Origin of the sequence: Mesorhizobium sp. M0768, from assembly GCF_040320195.1 — a bacterium.
In the GTDB taxonomy this organism is placed as follows: Bacteria; Pseudomonadota; Alphaproteobacteria; order Rhizobiales; family Rhizobiaceae; genus Mesorhizobium.
Genome location: NZ_JAMYPD010000043.1, coordinates 1 through 17706, shown reverse-complemented (window position 1 = coordinate 17706; position 17706 = coordinate 1). Strand labels below are relative to the sequence as shown.

Below are 17706 nucleotides of genomic sequence, written 5' to 3'. Positions count from 1 at the left end.
TTTCGTGCCTGGCCGCGCCTTCGGCAATTGAACCTACCGCCATGGCAGATGATTAGGCGCACAGTAACACTCCCGACCACGCTGCTTGCGATGGTTGCCGCTCCGCTGATGCTGGCGGAGTTGCCGGCTAACGGCCAGGAGCCGGAGCCCATCATCTCGATTGTGACGGGTCTTGCTCCGGATGATCTCCTGAACGTGCGCGCCACGGCGTCGGCCATGGGCAAGATCGAGGCGCGGCTGCCGAGTGGTTCGAGCGTGAAAAATCTCGGCTGCGGCGACGTCAGCGGCTACAAATGGTGCAAGGTTGAAGACATTGATGACCCGAAGATGAGCGGATGGGCGCCCGCACGCTACCTCGACCCTATCAATCCCCGGCAAGTGACACCGCAGGTGGCGGCCAGTGCGGAGAACCCTGCGCCTCAGCCGCTGCCCGACCTGACAACGCGCCTCGGCGCGACCGCTCCCGAAACGCCGCTGAATTCCGCTGACGCGATCGGCAGGGTGGCGATCGAGGATGCTTACCGCCTGGCCCTGGCCGGTGGAAACCCCACGACTGGACAGGTTGATGGATCGCCGCCCGCGGCAGTGGGTCCCGTCCAGAATTTCGGCGCGGCCAACGCGGCGCCCCCGGCCGACGCACAGACCGTTGCGCGGCTTCAGCCGCCGGGGACACCGGTACCCGGTGCCGGCAACGCCATCCCCTGTGCGCGCTATCTCGGCCAGCCGATGACCAGCTGCAAGGCAGGCGTGGTGCGCACCGGCGACAAGACCGACGTGACCGTGACCTGGCCCGATGGCGGCACGCGCATCATCAGCTTCAAGGCCGGCAAGCCGGCCGGTGCGGACGCACCCGGCGAATTCCGCTTCACCCGCGAAGGCAGCCTGAACATGATCCGCGTCGGCGTTTCCGAACGCTTCGAGATTACGGACCAGTTGGCGCTGGGGGATAGTGATAAGGGGAATAAGGCAGTAGGGCAGTAGGGCAGTATGTTTAAAGGGCGCTCGAACCTCTGCCCTACTGCCCTACTGCCCTACTGCCCTACTGCCCTACTGCCCTACTGCCCTACTGCCCTACTGCCCTACCGCCCTACCCGCATTTTAGGGGGTTACATCCGGCAAAACTCTTCCCTATAAGGCCCTCCTAGCCTGATACCAGAATCGCGAGCACAACCGGCCGGGTCATCCCGTCCGGCTTTTTGTGCAAGCCGCCCGCCGAAACGGACCCTCGACATGCCAAGACGCACCGACATCAAGTCGATCCTGATCATCGGGGCCGGCCCCATCGTCATCGGTCAGGCCTGCGAATTCGACTATTCCGGCACCCAGGCCTGCAAGGCGCTGAAGGAAGAGGGTTTTCGCGTCATCCTGGTCAATTCCAATCCGGCCACCATCATGACCGATCCGGAACTGGCCGACGCCACGTACATCGAGCCGATCACGCCCGAAGTGGTGGCCAAGATCATCGCCAAGGAGCGGCCGGACGCGCTGCTGCCTACCATGGGCGGCCAGACCGCGCTCAACACGGCTTTGTCGCTGCGCCGCATGGGCGTGCTCGACCGCTATCAGGTCGAGATGATCGGCGCCGACGCGACGGCAATAGACAAGGCCGAGGACCGCGCGCTGTTTCGCGAGGCGATGAACAAGATCGGCCTGGAAACGCCGAAGTCGATGCTGGCCAACGCCACCGACGTCAAGAATGCCGACCGCAAGACGCACGAGGCCGAGCGCTCCGCGCTGAAGGCGGAAAAGCCCGAAAATCTCGACGCCGCGCTCGATGCTCTGGAAACGCGCTGGAACCTCGGTGAGGGCGACCGCAAGCAGCGCTATATCAGCCATGCCATGGCGATTGCAGCACAAGCGCTCGACCATGTCGGCCTGCCCGCCATCATCCGCCCGTCCTTCACCATGGGCGGCACCGGCGGTGGCATCGCCTACAACCGCGCCGAATTCTTCGAGATCGTCCAGTCCGGCCTCGATGCCTCGCCGACCACCGAAGTGCTGATCGAGGAGAGCGTGCTCGGCTGGAAGGAGTATGAGATGGAGGTTGTCCGCGACAAAGCCGACAATTGCATCATCATCTGCTCGATCGAGAACATCGACCCGATGGGCGTGCATACCGGCGACTCGATCACCGTCGCCCCGGCGCTGACGCTGACCGACAAAGAGTACCAGATGATGCGCAACGCCTCGATCGCGGTGCTGCGCGAGATCGGCGTCGAGACCGGCGGCTCCAACGTCCAGTTCGCCGTCAACCCGGCCGACGGCCGCCTGGTGGTGATCGAGATGAACCCGCGCGTCTCGCGTTCGTCGGCGCTGGCCTCCAAGGCGACAGGCTTCCCGATCGCCAAGATCGCCGCCAAGCTCGCCGTCGGCTACACGCTGGACGAGCTGGAGAACGACATCACCGGCGGCGCGACGCCGGCCTCGTTCGAGCCGAGCATCGATTATGTCGTGACCAAAATCCCGCGCTTTGCCTTCGAGAAGTTTCCCGGCGCCGAGCCGGTGCTGACCACATCGATGAAGTCGGTCGGCGAGGTCATGGCCATCGGCCGCACCTTCCAGGAATCGCTGCAGAAGGCGCTGCGCGGGCTGGAGACCGGCCTGACCGGTCTGGACGAAATCGAGATCCCCGGCATCGGCCATGGGACGACAGCTGCCAGCCACGTCGACGACCGCAACGCCATCCGCGCCGCCTTGGGCACGCCGACGCCGGACCGGCTGCGCATGGTGGCGCAGGCGATCCGCATGGGCACTTCGCTCGAAGACGTGCACGCGATGTGCAAGATCGACCCGTGGTTCCTCGAACAGATCGCCGGCATTCTCGACATGGAAGCCCGCATCCGCGAGCACGGAATTCCCGAGGACGCCGCCAATCTGCGCATGCTGAAGGCGATGGGTTTTTCGGACGCCCGCCTCGCCTCCCTGGCCAGGAAGGATGTCGAAGAGATCCAGAAGATACGCGACAAGCTCGACGTTCATCCCGTCTACAAGCGTATCGACACCTGCGCCGCCGAATTCGCCTCGCCCACCGCCTACATGTATTCGACCTATGAGGTGCCGTTTGCCGGCGCGCTCGCCAACGAGGCGCAGGTCTCGTCGCGCAAGAAGGTGGTCATCCTCGGCGGCGGCCCCAACCGCATCGGCCAGGGCATCGAGTTCGACTATTGCTGCTGCCATGCCGCTTTTGCGCTGCGCGACGCCGGCTTCGAGGCGATCATGATCAACTGCAACCCCGAGACCGTCTCGACCGACTACGACACCTCGGACCGGCTCTATTTCGAGCCGCTGACGCCGGAGGACGTGCTGGAGATCCTGCGCGCCGAGCAGGCGTCGGGCGAACTGGTCGGCGTCATCGTCCAGTTCGGCGGCCAGACGCCGCTGAAGCTGGCGGATGCGCTGGAGAAGGCCGGCATCGCGATCCTCGGCACCTCGCCCGACATGATCGATCTGGCCGAGGACCGCGACCGCTTCCAGAAGCTGCTGCACAAGCTTGGCCTCAGCCAGCCGAAGAACGGCATTGCCTATTCGGTCGAGCAGGCCCGCCTCGTCGCCGGCGAGCTCGGCTTCCCGTTGGTGGTGCGCCCGTCCTATGTGCTCGGCGGCCGCGCCATGCAGATCATCCACGACGAGAGCATGCTGCAATCCTATCTGCTCGAAACCGTGCCCGGCCTGGTGCCGGAGGACATCAAGCAGAAATATCCCAACGACAAGACCGGCCAGATCAACACGCTGCTCGGCAAGAACCCGCTGCTGTTCGACACCTATCTCTCAGGCGCCATCGAGGTCGATGTCGATTGCCTCTGCGACGGCAGGTCGACCTACGTCTCCGGCATATTGGAGCACATCGAGGAGGCCGGCATCCATTCGGGCGACTCGGCCTGCTCGCTGCCGGTGCACTCGTTGCCATCGGAACTCGTCGACGAGCTGGAGCGCCAGACGGCAGCACTTGCCCGCGCGCTCAATGTCGGCGGGCTGATGAACGTGCAATACGCGATCAAGGACGGCACGGTCTATGTGCTGGAGGTCAACCCGCGCGCGTCGCGCACCGTGCCCTTCGTCGCCAAGACCATTGGGCGGCCGATTGCGAAAATCGCCGCCCGCATGATGGCCGGCGAAAGCCTGGAAGACGCCTTCGCCCACTACGGCGCCATGCCCGACCCGCGCAACCCCGGCCACATCGCCGTCAAGGAAGCGGTATTCCCGTTCGCCCGCTTCCCCGGCGTCGACATATTGCTCGGCCCGGAAATGCGCTCGACCGGCGAGGTCATGGGCCTCGACCGCGACTTCGCGCTGGCCTTCGCCAAGAGCCAGCTCGGGGCGGGTGTTGATCTCCCCCGCGCGGGCACGCTGTTCGTCTCGGTGCGCGACGAGGACAAGAAAGGCATATTGCCGGCGGTCAAGCGCCTCGCCGGCCAGGGCTTTAAAGTGCTGGCCACCTCGGGCACCGCCCGCTTCCTCGCCGAAAACGGCGTCGCGGCCGAAAAGATAAACAAGGTGCTGGAAGGCCGCCCGCACATCGAAGACGCCATCCGCAACCGCCAGGTGCAGATCGTCTTCAACACGACGGACGGCCAGAAGGCGGTGTCGGACTCGAAATCGCTGCGCCGCGCGACGCTGATGCAGAAGGTGCCGTATTACACGACGCTGTCGGGGGCGGCTGCGGTTGCGGAGGCGATCGCAGCGCTGCGGGCGGGGAGCCTGGAAGTGCGCCCCTTGCAGGAGTATTTTGCTTAGGCGATTAGCCAATCTCCCTCCTTGTGGGGGAGATGGCCGGAGGGGGCGCTGTCCCGGTTCCTGGACAGCTCATGTCGGCTCACTCAATCGGCTTCGAAGCAGGGATGAACCATACAAAAGCCTGACGCGGCCACAAGTCTCTAGCTGCTCGTACCAGCCCACCCTGCCCTCCAAGGTAAAATCCCTCAGGTTCTACAGGACCTCGCACGTTTCGATGGCGCGCGGGTCCTGGCCGGGTCCGCAACGCATAACTCGGAGCTCCCGAGATTAGTCGCCAAATCGGCCAACAGTGCCGCCGCCCGGCTTAGTTGAGAAACCCAATAAACCGTCCGGCGAAAAGCACGGACGTCCACAGCACCACCGAAAATACAGCCAGCACGGTTGCGGCCCCGCCGGCCGGCTCGTCGCCGCCTCTTGCGCGGCGCATGAAGACCAGGAAGTTGACGCCGGCGAGCAGGATGAGTCCCATCTTGGCAAGGAAAACCGGCATCGCCGCATACTCGCTCGGCCTGACTGAAAACAGCAGCGAGCCCGTGACAAGCGCGCCGGCGAACGCGGCCAATGCGGTGCGGCGCAGCAGCGCGATGAACGGCGCCTGCGGCAGCGAGCGGAAGGCGCCGAGGATCCTGAGATCCATGAGCCAGACGCTGGTCAGCAGCGCGCCGATCGACATGATGTGGAGCGCATTGACGATGGGGTAGGCGACGAAGGAGGCCTTCAGTCCCCGCACCAAAGCGAGTTGCTCGATGCCGGCGAAAAACCCGTCCATTCAGGCCGGCGGCACGCGGCCGGGATAGACATCGTAGGTCTTGCCGCCGACGACGACGCGGACTGCCTTCATGCGTTTTTCGCTCTCGTCGCGCGAGCGGTTGCCGATCGCGGTCACCTCGTCGCCGATCTTGGCGACCTCCTCGGTGAAGCCGGCGGCGATCGTGCGGGACGGCGTCGCCATCTCCACCCGCCAGGCCTCTCCCTTCGCGTCGACATCCAGCGTGGCGTGCGGGTTGCCGATATAGATGGCCGTGATCTTGCCCTTGAGTTCGAAAAATCCGTCCTGCGTCCACGACCAGCCGTGATGGGCATAGGCTGCGGTGGCGGCGGCAAGCATCACCGCCGCTGCCAGCATGACGCTTCGGTTGAAAGGTGACTGCATCGCTCGTCTCCTCGGTTCGGCATTAGAGGGTAGGTCAGCGCGCTGCAGCGTCAAATCACGTGAGGTGTGCGCTGCCCCTCATTGCCCTGCCGGGCATTTCTCCCCGTATAGTGACGGGGAGAAAGGTGCCTTCGCCGACGGTTTCGCCAATCTCCGGCGTGGCAGAGGGCGTGCCGGCGTTGCGGCAGCCCCTTCTACCCGTCCTATACGGGGAGAAGGTGGCGGCAGCCGGATGAGGGGCGGCGCCGACTTCGCCAATTGGCGATCAGCCTCGCTGAAGGGAACTTATGCTCACCCCGCCCAGTCGACTTCGACCATCCCCAGCCGCTGATAGAGCCTGACCGCAGCCGCGTTCTCGACCGTATTGGTCTTGAGATCGACATGTGCCGCGCCCCTTGCCTGAAACACGGCGAAAGCGTGCCGCATCAGCGCCTCGGCGATGCCGTTGCCGCGCGCCTCCGGCTGGACGGCAAGATCCTTGACGAACGCCCGTGTCCAGCAGAGCGCCGCGCCCGCCAGCCGGCCCTTGCCGTCGATGACCAGGAAACACAAAGCTGGGTCGAATTCCGCGTCGGCCGAAATGCGTGGCCACCATTCGTCGAACGGCCCGTCGGCGCCGTCGTCGAACACCGCGGTCAACAGCGTATGCAAAGCGAGTGCATCGGCGGCTTCGAAGGCGCGCATGAAAAAACCTTCGGGCCAGCGCGGCGCCAGAAGCGTGTCGTCGAGGATCTTGCGCAGGCGGATGTCGTTTGGCGCCGGCGGACCCGGCTCAGGCATCGGGCTGCATGCGGCGGCGCAGGCTGTCGCTGCCGAGGCCGGTTTCGCCCAGCATCCCCTTGCGCTTGGCGTCGTAATAATAGCCGCTCTGGTAGAGCCGGTCGGCCCGCTTGGGGTTGCCTCCGCTGACCAGCCAGGCGCCGCGCAGATATTTCACCGCATATTTCAAATTGGTCTCGGCATCGAATAGGCCGCTTGCCGGCCCGTCATAGCCCATGCCGCGCGCCGTCGCGTGCTTGATCTGCATCAGCCCCCAATGGCCGTGATTGTAGGCTTTCGGGTTGAACGTGCTCTCGCGGTTGACGACATGGCGCACCAGATCGACCGGCACCTGGTAAAGCGCGGAATATTTCTCGATCAGTCGCTCGATCTCGCTGCGGCCGCCGGCGTTCGACTGACGCTCGGTGGGGTCGGTCGCGGCCAGAACGGCCGGGTCCTGCGGCAGCGTGTAGGAAACCGGCTGAACGCCGGGCATGGCCTCGGTCTGTTGGCTGACCGGCATGGCGACGGCTGGCGTCGCGGTAACAGGCAGGGCATTGGCGGTCATGACGGCGGGGGTAGTTGCCGCCAGCGGCGTCGGCCCGGCAAAGGCGGCGGCCGGCTCGATCGGCAGCGCCGCTGTCTGGGCGACGCCGGACGGCTCCGGCAGCACCGAAACCGTGTCAGGCAGCGCCAGCGTAAAGCCGGCATCGGTATTGGCCGTATTTTCGGTGAAGGCCGGCGTCGGGGTCACCGGCGAAGTCGAGGTGCAACCGCTGAGAGCGGCCACGGCCAACACCGCCGCAAGGACGGGAAAGAGGAATTTTGCTGGCAAGCGGCGCTCGGGTCCGGTTCGTCGGGTGTTAAGAAGTCCTTACACCAGCATCTTTCCTCGGGCAATCCGCGGTAGCCGGTGGTTTTCGGGTGGCGAGCCGGGCCGCGAAATGCGATATTGTTCTGGATTTGTACTTCGAAGGATTCCGGAAAGGAGCACGCCATGCACGCCTCTCATGCCACCGCCGGCCACGCGGTCTTCGAAACCGTGCTCGGCTTCATGGGCATCGCCTGGAGCGATGCCGGACTGACCCGGCTCTGCCTGCCGCAGCGCAATCGCGACGCGGTCGAGCGCCGGCTGCTGCGCCATGCCGCCGCCGACCAGCCTGCGAAGCCCGAGCCGCAATGGGTTGCCGAGCTGATCGCGTCGATCAAGGCCTATGCCGCCGGCGAGGATATCGATTTCTCCGGCGTGCCGGTCGATCTCAGCGGCGTCGACGAGTTCCGCCAGGCGATCTATGACGCGGCGCGAAAACTCGCCTTCGGCGAAACCACCACCTATGGCGAACTGGCCAAGCGCGCCGGCCATGCCGGGCTGGCGCGCGAAACCGGTGCCGCACTCGGCGCCAACCCGGTGCCGCTGGTCATCCCTTGCCATCGCATCCTTGCCGCCGGCGGCAAGATCGGCGGATTTTCCGCGCCCGGCGGCTCGGCCACCAAGGAAAAGATGCTGGCCATGGAAGGCGTGCGCGTCGGCCCGCCGCCGCCGGCGCAGGTGTCGTTCGGGTTTTAGGTGTGCTGATATTCAGGTGATGCCGGTACCCCGGCGCACCCATCTCGACCAGCCTAATCCGGAAGCAGCCGCCGGCGGAAGCGCCGATCGAATTCCACCCGCTTGCATTTATAGACGGTGCACGAATTCGTATCGGCGCTCGGCACCGAGGCCCGCGCCCTGACCTCGCCGATGTCGCAGAATTGCTGGCTCCGCACGTAGCGGTCGTAGAGCGCCAGCCCCGGCACGCGCGCCGATCTGTAACGCAGGATGACCGCGCCCTCGCGCGCGATCGTCGCCTGCACCTTGCCGCAGCTCATGCGGGTCGGGTCGTAGCGCGAGCCCGCCTGCGCCTCGGCGGCCACCAGCGTCAGGCAAGCGGCAAGCAGAACGATTTTCATGTCCCTCTCCCCAAAACCCGGTCGCGCCCGAAGCCGGCGCGATCCTCCCGGGTCAGGCGCGCAACGACGACGCTCTCACGCGATTGGGGCGGCCGTTGGGCAGCGTTGCCGTCGCGCCATTTTCCGCCCCGTCTTGTTTTTTGCGCGAAGGCATATTATATGCGGTCCATTGATATTTCGGCCGATCGATCCGGGCCTCGCGATCTTCGCGTTTGCTGACGTTCTATCTCCAAAATCTCGATACAAACCGGCTGGGTTTCGGCCCAGTCAAACTAAAGCAAACGTAAAGGACTATCGAAATGGCAACAGGTACGGTCAAGTGGTTTAATTCCACCAAGGGTTTCGGCTTCATTCAGCCTGACAGCGGCGGCGCGGACGTTTTCGTCCACATCTCCGCAGTCGAGCGTGCTGGACTGTCGACCCTGGTTGAAGGCCAGAAGATCAACTTCGAGATCGAGCAGGACCGCCGCACTGGCAAGTCGTCCGCTGGATCTCTGAGCAAGGCAGCCTGATTTTGCGAATGGCGCGCGCCGGGCGCTCGCCCGGGGCGCGCGGCAAGTCACGGATGTACTGGCGGTCGCGCGAGAAGCGCGCCGGAGCGAAAGACCCCGACAAGCCGAAGCAGCAGATTGCTGCCGGCCCGGCAAAAGCGCTCCCGATCAGGCTACCAAGCATGGGAAGGCGGGATTTTGTCCCGCCTTTTTGCTGTCTGGATTTTAAACGCCGACAATTGGCGAAACCGGCGATACAGCTCCTTCTCCCCGTATAGTGACGGGGAGAAGGACGCTTTCGCCGAAGCTTTCGCCAATTGTCAACGTTGCTCAGCAAAGTCGGCGAGCTGCGCTCAACCCACCCACTCCAGCGGCACATGCCCCGGGTCGGCCTCGACCCTTTTCAGCCAGGCGGCCACCGCCGGATAGGCGTCGAGCTGAAACCCGCCCGTCTCGGCCGTGTGCGTATAGGCATAGAGCGCGATGTCGGCGACGCTGAGCACATTGCCGGCAAAGTACGTGCTCCCGGCCAGGTGCTTGTCCATGACGCCAAGCGCCTTGTTGCCGCGCTCCAGCGTCAGCGCCAGCCGCTCGGGCGTTGCGTCCTTGGCTCTTTCAGGGAAGGTCAGCAGCGCCCTGCGCACGGCGATATAAGGCTCGTGGCTGTATTGCTCGAAGAACAGCCACTGATAGGCCAGCGCGCGTTCGTATCTGTCCGCCGGCAGAAACCGCGTGCCTTCGGCGAGATAGAGCAGGATGGCATTGGATTCGGCCAGCCGCCGGCCGTCGTCGAGTTCGAGCAGCGGCACCATGGCGTTCGGGTTTTTCGCGACATAGTCGGGCTTGCGCGTGTCGCCGGTGTGCGAGCTGACCTCGACATTGGTGAAAGCGATGCCGAGCTTGGCCATCAACAGGCGCGGCTTGTAGCAATTGCCGCTGTCGATCATTCCATAGAGTATCATCGGTGCTCCCCCTTGCTCGCAACCACCCGTCTCAGGGCTTGATCCAGCCTCTATCGCGGCAGCGGCGGCTTCATCCAGTGATTTGTTTTGGCGTAAGCATCAGCGCCGCTGATGCATTCATCCGAACAAGGGGATGACGTTGCTATCCCTGCCAAGCAGCCTGTCGATCGACAGCGGCTCCTCGTCGAACAGCGTACCGGCCAGCGCCGGCCGGGCAAGGTAAAAGCCCTGCAGCAGGTCGACGCCGCCATCCAGCGCGACGCGCAGATGCGTGGCGTTCTCGACGCCTTCGACCAGCACCTTGGCGCCACGGTCGTGCAGCGTCGAAACCAGCGGCCGGAAAAACCGCTCGGCGGCGGCATGGCGGCAGAATTCTGCGAACCAGGTGCCGTCAATCTTGACGATGTCGGGCTGCACCAGCGCTACCCTTTCTTCGGTCGAATGCCCGGTGCCGAAATCGTCGATGGCGATGCGGACGCCGTCGCGCCGCATCTCGCGCGCCAGGCTGACAAGCACCTTGTCGCCGGCCGCCTGTTCGGTGATCTCGCAGACCAGCATGCCAGGATGCAGGCCGAAATCCGCCAGATGCCTGGTCATTAGCCTGATTTCGGCCAGCGCCCGTGCGGGGTCATCGTTGATCAGCGGATTGTAGTTGAAGAAGAGGTCGAGCCCGTCGACGCCGATGTTGCGGAAGTTGCGCAAATGCAGCACCCGGCACATGGTTTCGACAAACAGCCGATCCGCTGCCGGCACGCCTTCGAAGAAGATTTGCGGCGCCACCGGCCTGCCTGCACGGTGCGGCTCGATCAGTCCCTCGACCGCAACGGCGGCGAGAAACCTGCCGCGCGGCGCGAAGACCGGCTGATAGGCGCTCCTCAGCCGGAATGCGCCGTAGACGCCATATTCGATGCCGACCTCGTCGGCAAAGATCGCTTCGCCGATCTTGCGCCGCATGTCGGCCCGCCCGGTCACGATGCCACCCTGCGCCCGAAAGCCCGCATCGGCCGCCGCGAGGTCGAAACGGCCGTAGGCACTTTGTCCTTATCGGGCGACACCGCTGATGCCTGCCCGGCCTTGTCGAAGACGTGAAAGCTGGTCGGTGCAAGCTCCGGGCGTGCCAGCACGAAGCCTTGCACCATCGAGGCGCCCGACTTTTCGGCAAGCTCGAGCTGCCAGCCCGTCTCGATGCCCTCGAATACCGTACGGATGCCTTGCTCTTCGAAGCTGGTCACCATAGCGGTCAGCAAGGCGAAGCCGGCACCGGATTCCATCAGCGTCATGATCCAGTCGGCGTCGAACTTGACGATGTCTGGCCTGAGTTCCTTGATGCGATTGATGTCGGATTCGTCGGCGCCGTAATCGTCGACGGCAATGCGCAAACCATTGCCCCTGAGCGCCTCGACGAAATTGTAGAGCGTTTCCTGCGACGCCGATTTCTGTTCGGTGACCTCGCAGACGACGCGGCGCGGATCGATGTCGGCCTCGTGCAGCACCAGCCGCATTTCGCGCAGCGCCTTGTCGGCGATGCTGCGGTCGGTGAACACCGATGGATCGAAATTAATGAAGATGGAGGCGTCTCGCGGCAGGCAGGCGCCGGCGTTCAGAAGGTGCAGCGTCCGTGTCAGCGCCTCGATATGCAGGCGGTCGACCGCCGGACAGCTGTTGAAGAAACTCATTGGCGGCTGCGGCTCGCCTTCGCGGAACGGCCGGATCAGCCCCTCGAACGCGACGACGGAAAGCTTGCCCTTGTTGAAGGCGAAGATCGGCTGGAACGCGCTTTGCAGCGTATAGACCCCCCAGACACCGCTGGCGGTGCCGTCATCATGGCGGATGATATGGGCAAGCCCGATGCTGCGCGTCACGGTTCCTCGCTGTGCGAGACTGGCGGACCGGCTACGGTCCTGCCGTTCAAGCTTTTACCGATCGTTGGTGAATTTATTGTTGCCAGCATTGCGCGCTGGCTCATCCGACAATGCCTGCGCTGGGCTTGCGCTTGACCAGACGATGCGACATGAGAGGCGCCGCGGCGCCTTCGCCCGCCGGTCCTTTCTGGAGATATCTGTCATGGCCTTTCTTGCCGACGTCCTTTCCCGCGTAAAGCCTTCCGCGACCATCGCGGTGACGCAGAAGGCGCGCGAGCTGAAAAACGCCGGCCGCGACGTGATCGGGCTGGGCGCCGGCGAACCGGACTTCGACACCCCCGATAACATCAAGAACGCCGCGATCGAGGCCATCCGCCGAGGCGAGACGAAGTATCCGCCGGTATCCGGCATCGTGCCGCTGCGCGATGCGATCGCGAAAAAATTCAAGCGCGAGAACAATCTCGACTACCGGCCGGAGCAGACCATCGTCGGCACCGGCGGCAAGCAGATCCTGTTCAACGCCTTCATGGCGACGCTGAACCCCGGCGACGAGGTGATCATCCCGCGGCCCTACTGGGTGAGCTATCCCGAAATGGTTGCGATCTGCGGCGGCACCTCGGCCTTTGCCGACACCTCGATCGACAACGGCTTCAAGCTGACGGCGGCCGTGCTGGAAAAGGCGATCACGCCGCGCACCAAATGGCTGTTGATGAACTCGCCGTCGAACCCATCGGGCGCCGCCTATACCGAGGCGGAACTCAAGGGCCTGGCCGACGTGCTGTTGAAGCATCCCCATGTCTGGGTGCTGACCGACGACATGTACGAGCACCTGACTTATGGCGACTTCGTCTTCAAGACCATCGCCGAGGTCGAGCCTAAGCTCTATGAGCGCACGCTGACGATGAACGGCGTGTCGAAGGCCTATGCCATGACCGGCTGGCGCATCGGCTACGCGGCAGGCCCGGTGCCGCTGATCAAGGCGATGGACATGATCCAGGGCCAGCAGACCTCCGGCGCCTGCACCATCGCCCAATGGGCGGCGGTCGAAGCGCTGAACGGCCCGCAGGATTTCATCCCGAAGAACAAGGCGACCTTCCAGGGCCGGCGCGATCTCGTCGTCTCGATGCTCAACCAGGCGCGCGGCATCACCTGTCCGTCGCCGGAGGGTGCGTTCTACGTCTATCCCTCCTGTGCCCAGCTGATCGGCAGGAAGACCAAGAGCGGCAAGGTGATCGACAGCGACGAAACCTTCTGCTCGGAACTGCTCGAGGCCGAGGGCGTGGCGGTTGTTTTCGGCTCGGCCTTTGGCCTCGGCCCGAACTTCCGCATCTCCTACGCCACGTCGGAGGCTCTGCTCGAAGAGGCCTGCACGCGCATCCAGCGCTTTACCGCCGCGCTGGTCTGAGACGTTTCAGCCGCCATACTGCTCGTCGTTCACCTTCTCCAGCCAGTCGACATGCACACCCTCAAGCGCCTCCTGCATGGCGATGTGGGTCATCGCCGATTTGGGCGCGGCGCCGTGCCAGTGCTTTTCGCCGGCCGCAAAGGAGATGACGTCGCCGGCCCTGATCTCCTGCAGCGGCCCGCCCCAGCTTTGCACGAGACCGGCACCGGATGTGACATAGAGCGTCTGGCCAAGCGGATGCGTGTGCCAGTGGGTGCGGGCGCCGGGCTCGAAGCTGACCAGCGTGGCTCTGAGCCGCGCCGGCGCCTCTTTCTCGATGATCGGCGTCTGCAAAACCCGGCCAGTGAAGTATTTTTCCGGCGCAACAATCGTCGGCACGCTGCCGCAGGCAATGATCTTCATCGTCGCAAATCCTCGATTCAATCCAGTGTCTTAGACCCTACCACTTTCGTCCGATGCCGGCTGCATCTCCTGCCGGCTGCGGGCAAAACGCGGCCAGAACAGACCGGTCCGCGTGCGGTAAGCGTCGTAGGCATCGGCCAACCTTGTCCGCGAAAATTTTCGCTCTTCGTCCAAGGCCGCGATCACGTAGATCGTAACGATGCCGGCGACCGGCACCACCGCCCAGACCGACCAGGTCGCGATACCCCATCCGACCCAGAAGATGATGTAGGACGTGTAGAACGGATGCCGGACATGGAGATAAGGGCCTTCGGTCACCAGGCTGTCAGGATTGTCAGGATCGAATGCGAACCGCAGCCCCGCCTTGCGGGAGACCGAGATCGCCCACCAGAACAGCGCCGAGCTTGCCAGTTCGATGGCGAGCCCGCCGATCTTCGCCGCCAATGGCTGCCGCTCGATCCACAGCAGCGCAAGAAAGAACAGCGCCGTGCCGACCACGACGGCCGAAATGATCATCGCGCCTGGAGACATGCTCGGCGACTGGAAATGCGCGCGCATCGACCAGGCATATTGGCCGAGCGTCGCGATGCTGCTGATCGAGACGAGAAGGTCGAGTGTGGATTCCATCATCAGGCTCCGGGGGTTAGCTGTGGTGGATTCGTTCATCATACCCGGCGCAAGCCGAGAAATCATTTCTTAACCACCGTTCTAAACAACATGGTGACCTCGGCATGCGATGTTGACCTGGAGACAATCCCAAGGTCCAAACCAGATATGGCCGTTTCCCACCGCACGATCCGCACGCCGCAAGCGGATTTGCGCCTCAGCCAGTCGTCGGGACCCGGCATCCCGCTTGTCCTGATCCACGGCTCAGGCAGTTCGCGCGCCGTATTCGCCCGCCAGTTCGACAGCCCGTTGGCCGCTGCCCATCGGTTGATTGCTTTCGACCTGCCCGGCCATGGCGAATCGTCGGACGCCCGCGATCCGGCGACGGACTACACCATCGCCGGCCTTGCCCAATCGGCGGCCCAGCTCCTCGATGCCTTGGGCATCGGCAGCGCCGTCGTCTTCGGCTGGTCGCTTGGCGGGCACGTGGCAATCGAACTCGCCAGTTTTCACCGCGCCGTCGGCGGGCTGATGCTGACCGGCGCGCCGCCGGTATCGAAGGGTCCTTTCGGCATGCTGCGCGGCTTCCACGCGCATTGGGACATGCTGCTGGCGTCCAAAAAGACGTATTCCGAACGCGATGCCGAGCGCTTCGAGACGCTGTGTTTCGGCGACACCGCCGATCCGTCCTTTCGCCAAGCCATCCTGCGCACCGACGGCCGGCTGCGCGCCGCGGTGACGCGCGGCATGCTCACCGGCAAGGGCGCCGACCAGAGACACGTGGTCGAGCAAGCCGCGTTTCCGGTCGCTATCGTCAATGGCGAGAACGATCCGTTCGTCCGGCTCGGCTATTTTGAGACGCTCGCATACGGCTCGCTGTGGGAGCATTGCCACATCGTCTCCGGCGCCGGGCATGCGCCTTTCTGGGAGCGCGCGGACCTGTTCAATCCGTTGCTGGCGCGCTTTGCCGAGACGGTGGCGGTGCAGCGCATGGACGCACCCCCGCTGGCGTCGCGCCTGACCGGCACCGGCTGAACCGGCCTCAACTTCAAATCCCTTCAACTTCAAATCCCTTGCCCTCCCGGCCTGCCCGTGGGACGATGCCCTTTGGGTAGGTGGCAAATTGAAAAAAGCCTCGCCCGCGACGGCCGACAGGCCGGCCGCCGCTCACAGGGAAACGCCTCAGTGGAGGTCAGCCATGGGTACTCGCGCCGGAGGACGACGCACGGGACCGAAATGCATTGCCATAGTCGGTCCCTTCGCAAGCGGTAAGACGACACTTCTCGAAGCCATACTCGCCCGTACAGGCGCCATTCCCCGCCAGAATCCCGTTTCGTCCGGAAATACCGTTTCCGATCATTCGCCCGAGGCGCGCGCTCACGGCATGAGCGTCGAGGCGACCTTCGCCACCACCGATTTCATGGGCGAGCCGTTCACCTTCGTCGATTGTCCCGGCTCGATCGAATTCTCCTTCGAAGCCGAGCCGGTGCTGGCCGCCTGCGACGTCGCCGTGGTCGTTGCCGAGGCCGACGAGAAGAAGATCCCTGCCCTGCAGCTGATCATGCGCAAGCTCGACGAGCTCGGCGTGCCGCGCATGCTGTTCCTGAACAAGGTCGACAAGGCGATAGCAGGTGTGCGCGACACGCTGAAGATGCTGCAGCCGGCAAGCTCGGTGCCATTGCTGCTGCGCCAGATCCCGCTGCGCAAGGACGGCGTCGTCATCGGCTCGATCGACCTCGCTCTGGAGCGTGCCTACATCTACCGCGAATATGCCGAGAGCGAGGTCGCCCAGATCCCGAGCGACGACAAGGCGCGCGAGCTCGAGGCGCGCTTTTCCATGCTGGAGACACTCGCCGACCATGACGACCGGCTGATGGAGCAATTGCTTGACGAGATCGAACCGCCGAAGGACGCGATCTTCGACGACCTCGCCGCAGATCTGCGCGACGGCACGGTGACGCCGGTGCTGATCGGCACCGCCGAGAAGGGCAACGGCGTGCTGCGCCTGTTGAAGGCGATCCGTCACGACGCACCCGACATCGCGGCGACGCGCCAGCGTCTCGGCGCGCCCGATGGCAATGCCACCGTGGTCCAAGTGATGAAGACCATCCACACCGCGCATGGCGGCAAGCTGTCGGTGTCGCGCATCCTGTCCGGCCAGGTCGCCGACGCCGCCGAGCTGTTCCTTCCCAGCGGCGAGACGGCAAAGGTCTCCGGCATCTACAAGATGCTCGGCAAGGACCAGGTCAAGCTGACTTCGGCCAAGGCCGGCGACACTGTGGCGCTCGGCAAGCTGGACGCCGTCAGGACCGGCCAGACGCTGAGCTCGACCAAGGGCGGCATCAAGCCGCTGGTCACGCTGGCGCCGCCGCAACCGGTCTTCGCCTTCGCGCTGCGGCCGAAAGAGCGCAAGGACGAGGTCAAGATGTCGGCGGCCATCCAGCGCCTGGCCGAGGAAGATCCCTCGCTCAACCTGCATCACAACCAGGATTCCGCCGAAACCGTGCTGTCCGGTCATGGCGAGATGCATCTGCGCGTCGTGCGCGAGCGGCTGGAAGGCAAGAACCAGATCCCGGTCGAAGGCCATGTGCCGGCCGTGCCCTATCGCGAGACGATCCGCAAAGCGACGCAGCAGCGCGGCCGCCACAAGAAACAGTCGGGCGGCCACGGCCAGTTCGGCGATGTGGTGCTGGAGATCAAACCGCTGCCGCGCGGTTCAGGCTTCCAGTTCACCGATACGATCACCGGCGGCGTCGTGCCGAAGACCTACATCCAGTCGGTCGAGACCGGCGTGCGCGATTACCTGAAATCGGGCCCGCTCGGCTTCCCGGTCGTCGATGTTGCCGTCAACCTTTCCGACGGCTCCTACCATGCGGTCGATTCCTCCGACATGGCCTTCCAGATGGCGGCGAAGCTGGCGATGAAGGAAGGCATGGCCGCGTGCTCGCCGGTGCTGCTGGAGCCGGTGATGAAGGTCGAGATCGTCACGCCGTCGGATGCGACGTCGAAGATCATCGCTCTGATCCCGCAGCGGCGCGGCCAGATCCTCGGCTACGACGCGCGGCCCGACTGGCCGGGATGGGACGTGGTCGAGGCGACCATGCCGCAGGCTGAGATCGGCGACCTCATCATCGAGCTGCGCTCGGCCACTGCGGGTGTCGCCAGCTACCGGGCCGTCTTCGACCACATGGCCGAACTCACCGGCCGGTTGGCCGACGAAGCGCTGAACGCCAACGGCAAGGCCGCCTGAGCTGCCCTTGCGGCCCAACAGGAAACGGGGCCCCGGGGGGCCCGGCGCCCGGTGTTTTGGGGCGGGGTGGGGGGGGGGGGGAACGCCCGGGCGCCCCCGGCGGGGGCGCCGGGGGTTTGGGGGGGGAGGGTTGGG

The 17706-nt window shown here is 64.7% G+C and carries 17 protein-coding genes; 7 read left to right on the top strand and 10 right to left on the bottom strand.

What is annotated here, in order from left to right; translation table 11 throughout:
• The first annotated feature begins 90 nt into the window (after positions 1-90).
• Together NKI08_RS30950 and carB are read left to right on the top strand one after the other, a co-directional pair.
• Positions 91-981, top strand: coding sequence for an SH3 domain-containing protein (locus NKI08_RS30950; protein WP_352774812.1), 891 nt, complete (start codon positions 91-93; stop codon positions 979-981).
• Positions 982-1230: 249 nt separating this feature from the next.
• Complete coding sequence (gene carB / locus NKI08_RS30945; RefSeq protein ID WP_352774810.1) at positions 1231-4734, top strand: carbamoyl-phosphate synthase large subunit; 3504 nt, start codon at positions 1231-1233, stop codon at positions 4732-4734.
• Positions 4735-5038: 304 nt separating this feature from the next.
• Here carB and NKI08_RS30940 read toward each other — a convergent pair whose 3' ends face one another.
• The 4 genes from NKI08_RS30940 to NKI08_RS30925 all read right to left on the bottom strand — a co-directional run bounded on the left by NKI08_RS30940 (position 5039) and on the right by NKI08_RS30925 (position 7436).
• Positions 5039-5503: a DUF6644 family protein gene (locus NKI08_RS30940; protein ID WP_352475085.1), complete on the bottom strand. Its 465-nt coding sequence runs from the start codon at positions 5501-5503 to the stop codon at positions 5039-5041.
• A complete protein-coding gene (locus NKI08_RS30935) occupies positions 5504-5887 on the bottom strand; it encodes a DUF6152 family protein (RefSeq protein WP_352774808.1) in 384 nt (127 codons plus the stop codon).
• A gap of 291 nt (positions 5888-6178) precedes the next feature.
• Positions 6179-6667, bottom strand: a complete 489-nt coding sequence (locus NKI08_RS30930) for a GNAT family N-acetyltransferase (protein WP_352774807.1) — start codon at positions 6665-6667, stop codon at positions 6179-6181.
• Positions 6660-7436 carry a transglycosylase SLT domain-containing protein gene (locus NKI08_RS30925; protein WP_352774805.1) on the bottom strand — a complete coding sequence of 259 codons (777 nt, stop codon included), beginning with the start codon at positions 7434-7436 and terminating at the stop codon, positions 6660-6662. Before NKI08_RS30925 ends, NKI08_RS30930 begins: the two co-directional genes overlap by 8 nt.
• A gap of 207 nt (positions 7437-7643) precedes the next feature.
• On the opposite strand from NKI08_RS30925, the gene NKI08_RS30920 reads away from it, so the two are divergent.
• Complete coding sequence (locus NKI08_RS30920; protein WP_352774803.1) at positions 7644-8213, top strand: methylated-DNA--[protein]-cysteine S-methyltransferase; 570 nt, start codon at positions 7644-7646, stop codon at positions 8211-8213.
• Positions 8214-8266: 53 nt separating this feature from the next.
• On the opposite strand, the gene NKI08_RS30915 is transcribed toward NKI08_RS30920, so the two are convergent.
• Positions 8267-8593, bottom strand: coding sequence for a hypothetical protein (locus NKI08_RS30915; protein WP_023678330.1), 327 nt, complete (start codon positions 8591-8593; stop codon positions 8267-8269).
• Positions 8594-8892: 299 nt separating this feature from the next.
• Here NKI08_RS30915 and NKI08_RS30910 point away from each other — a divergent pair, with 299 nt between their 5' ends.
• Entirely contained in the window at positions 8893-9105 is a 213-nt protein-coding gene (locus NKI08_RS30910; RefSeq protein WP_023678332.1) for a cold-shock protein, read from the top strand.
• A gap of 332 nt (positions 9106-9437) precedes the next feature.
• Here NKI08_RS30910 and NKI08_RS30905 read toward each other — a convergent pair whose 3' ends face one another.
• The 3 genes from NKI08_RS30905 to NKI08_RS30895 all read right to left on the bottom strand — a co-directional run bounded on the left by NKI08_RS30905 (position 9438) and on the right by NKI08_RS30895 (position 11908).
• Entirely contained in the window at positions 9438-10046 is a 609-nt protein-coding gene (locus tag NKI08_RS30905; protein ID WP_352774802.1) for a glutathione S-transferase family protein, read from the bottom strand.
• Positions 10047-10163: 117 nt separating this feature from the next.
• A complete protein-coding gene (locus tag NKI08_RS30900) occupies positions 10164-11018 on the bottom strand; it encodes an EAL domain-containing protein (protein WP_352774801.1) in 855 nt (284 codons plus the stop codon).
• Positions 11015-11908, bottom strand: coding sequence for an EAL domain-containing protein (locus NKI08_RS30895; RefSeq protein WP_352774799.1), 894 nt, complete (start codon positions 11906-11908; stop codon positions 11015-11017). The genes NKI08_RS30900 and NKI08_RS30895 overlap by 4 nt, the downstream gene beginning before the upstream one ends.
• 202 nt (positions 11909-12110) lie before the next feature.
• Here NKI08_RS30895 and NKI08_RS30890 point away from each other — a divergent pair, with 202 nt between their 5' ends.
• The gene (locus NKI08_RS30890; protein WP_352774797.1) at positions 12111-13313 is read left to right on the top strand and encodes a pyridoxal phosphate-dependent aminotransferase; all 1203 of its coding nucleotides are present in this window, start codon (positions 12111-12113) and stop codon (positions 13311-13313) included.
• A 6-nt stretch (positions 13314-13319) separates the two neighbouring features.
• On the opposite strand, the gene NKI08_RS30885 is transcribed toward NKI08_RS30890, so the two are convergent.
• Both NKI08_RS30885 and NKI08_RS30880 read right to left on the bottom strand, forming a co-directional pair.
• Positions 13320-13715, bottom strand: coding sequence for a (R)-mandelonitrile lyase (locus NKI08_RS30885; RefSeq protein WP_023678338.1), 396 nt, complete (start codon positions 13713-13715; stop codon positions 13320-13322).
• A gap of 30 nt (positions 13716-13745) precedes the next feature.
• Entirely contained in the window at positions 13746-14345 is a 600-nt protein-coding gene (locus tag NKI08_RS30880; protein ID WP_352541071.1) for a methyltransferase family protein, read from the bottom strand.
• A gap of 144 nt (positions 14346-14489) precedes the next feature.
• On the opposite strand from NKI08_RS30880, the gene NKI08_RS30875 reads away from it, so the two are divergent.
• On the top strand, positions 14490-15356 hold the full coding sequence (locus NKI08_RS30875; protein ID WP_352774795.1) for an alpha/beta fold hydrolase: 867 nt from the start codon (positions 14490-14492) through the stop codon (positions 15354-15356).
• 163 nt (positions 15357-15519) lie between these two features.
• Entirely contained in the window at positions 15520-17571 is a 2052-nt protein-coding gene (locus NKI08_RS30870) for an elongation factor G (RefSeq protein WP_352683561.1), read from the top strand.
• Positions 17572-17706 lie beyond the last annotated feature (135 nt).

Coding starts and splice junctions, on each gene's coding strand:
- NKI08_RS30950 (WP_352774812.1), top strand. CDS start 91: ATGGTTGCCGCTCCGCTGATGCTGGCGGAGTTGCCGGCTAACGGCCAG.
- carB (WP_352774810.1), top strand. CDS start 1,231: ATGCCAAGACGCACCGACATCAAGTCGATCCTGATCATCGGGGCCGGC.
- NKI08_RS30940 (WP_352475085.1), bottom strand. CDS start 5,503: ATGGACGGGTTTTTCGCCGGCATCGAGCAACTCGCTTTGGTGCGGGGA.
- NKI08_RS30935 (WP_352774808.1), bottom strand. CDS start 5,887: ATGCAGTCACCTTTCAACCGAAGCGTCATGCTGGCAGCGGCGGTGATG.
- NKI08_RS30930 (WP_352774807.1), bottom strand. CDS start 6,667: ATGCCTGAGCCGGGTCCGCCGGCGCCAAACGACATCCGCCTGCGCAAG.
- NKI08_RS30920 (WP_352774803.1), top strand. CDS start 7,644: ATGCACGCCTCTCATGCCACCGCCGGCCACGCGGTCTTCGAAACCGTG.
- NKI08_RS30915 (WP_023678330.1), bottom strand. CDS start 8,593: ATGAAAATCGTTCTGCTTGCCGCTTGCCTGACGCTGGTGGCCGCCGAG.
- NKI08_RS30910 (WP_023678332.1), top strand. CDS start 8,893: ATGGCAACAGGTACGGTCAAGTGGTTTAATTCCACCAAGGGTTTCGGC.
- NKI08_RS30905 (WP_352774802.1), bottom strand. CDS start 10,046: ATGATACTCTATGGAATGATCGACAGCGGCAATTGCTACAAGCCGCGC.
- NKI08_RS30890 (WP_352774797.1), top strand. CDS start 12,111: ATGGCCTTTCTTGCCGACGTCCTTTCCCGCGTAAAGCCTTCCGCGACC.
- NKI08_RS30885 (WP_023678338.1), bottom strand. CDS start 13,715: ATGAAGATCATTGCCTGCGGCAGCGTGCCGACGATTGTTGCGCCGGAA.
- NKI08_RS30880 (WP_352541071.1), bottom strand. CDS start 14,345: ATGATGGAATCCACACTCGACCTTCTCGTCTCGATCAGCAGCATCGCG.
- NKI08_RS30875 (WP_352774795.1), top strand. CDS start 14,490: ATGGCCGTTTCCCACCGCACGATCCGCACGCCGCAAGCGGATTTGCGC.
- NKI08_RS30870 (WP_352683561.1), top strand. CDS start 15,520: ATGGGTACTCGCGCCGGAGGACGACGCACGGGACCGAAATGCATTGCC.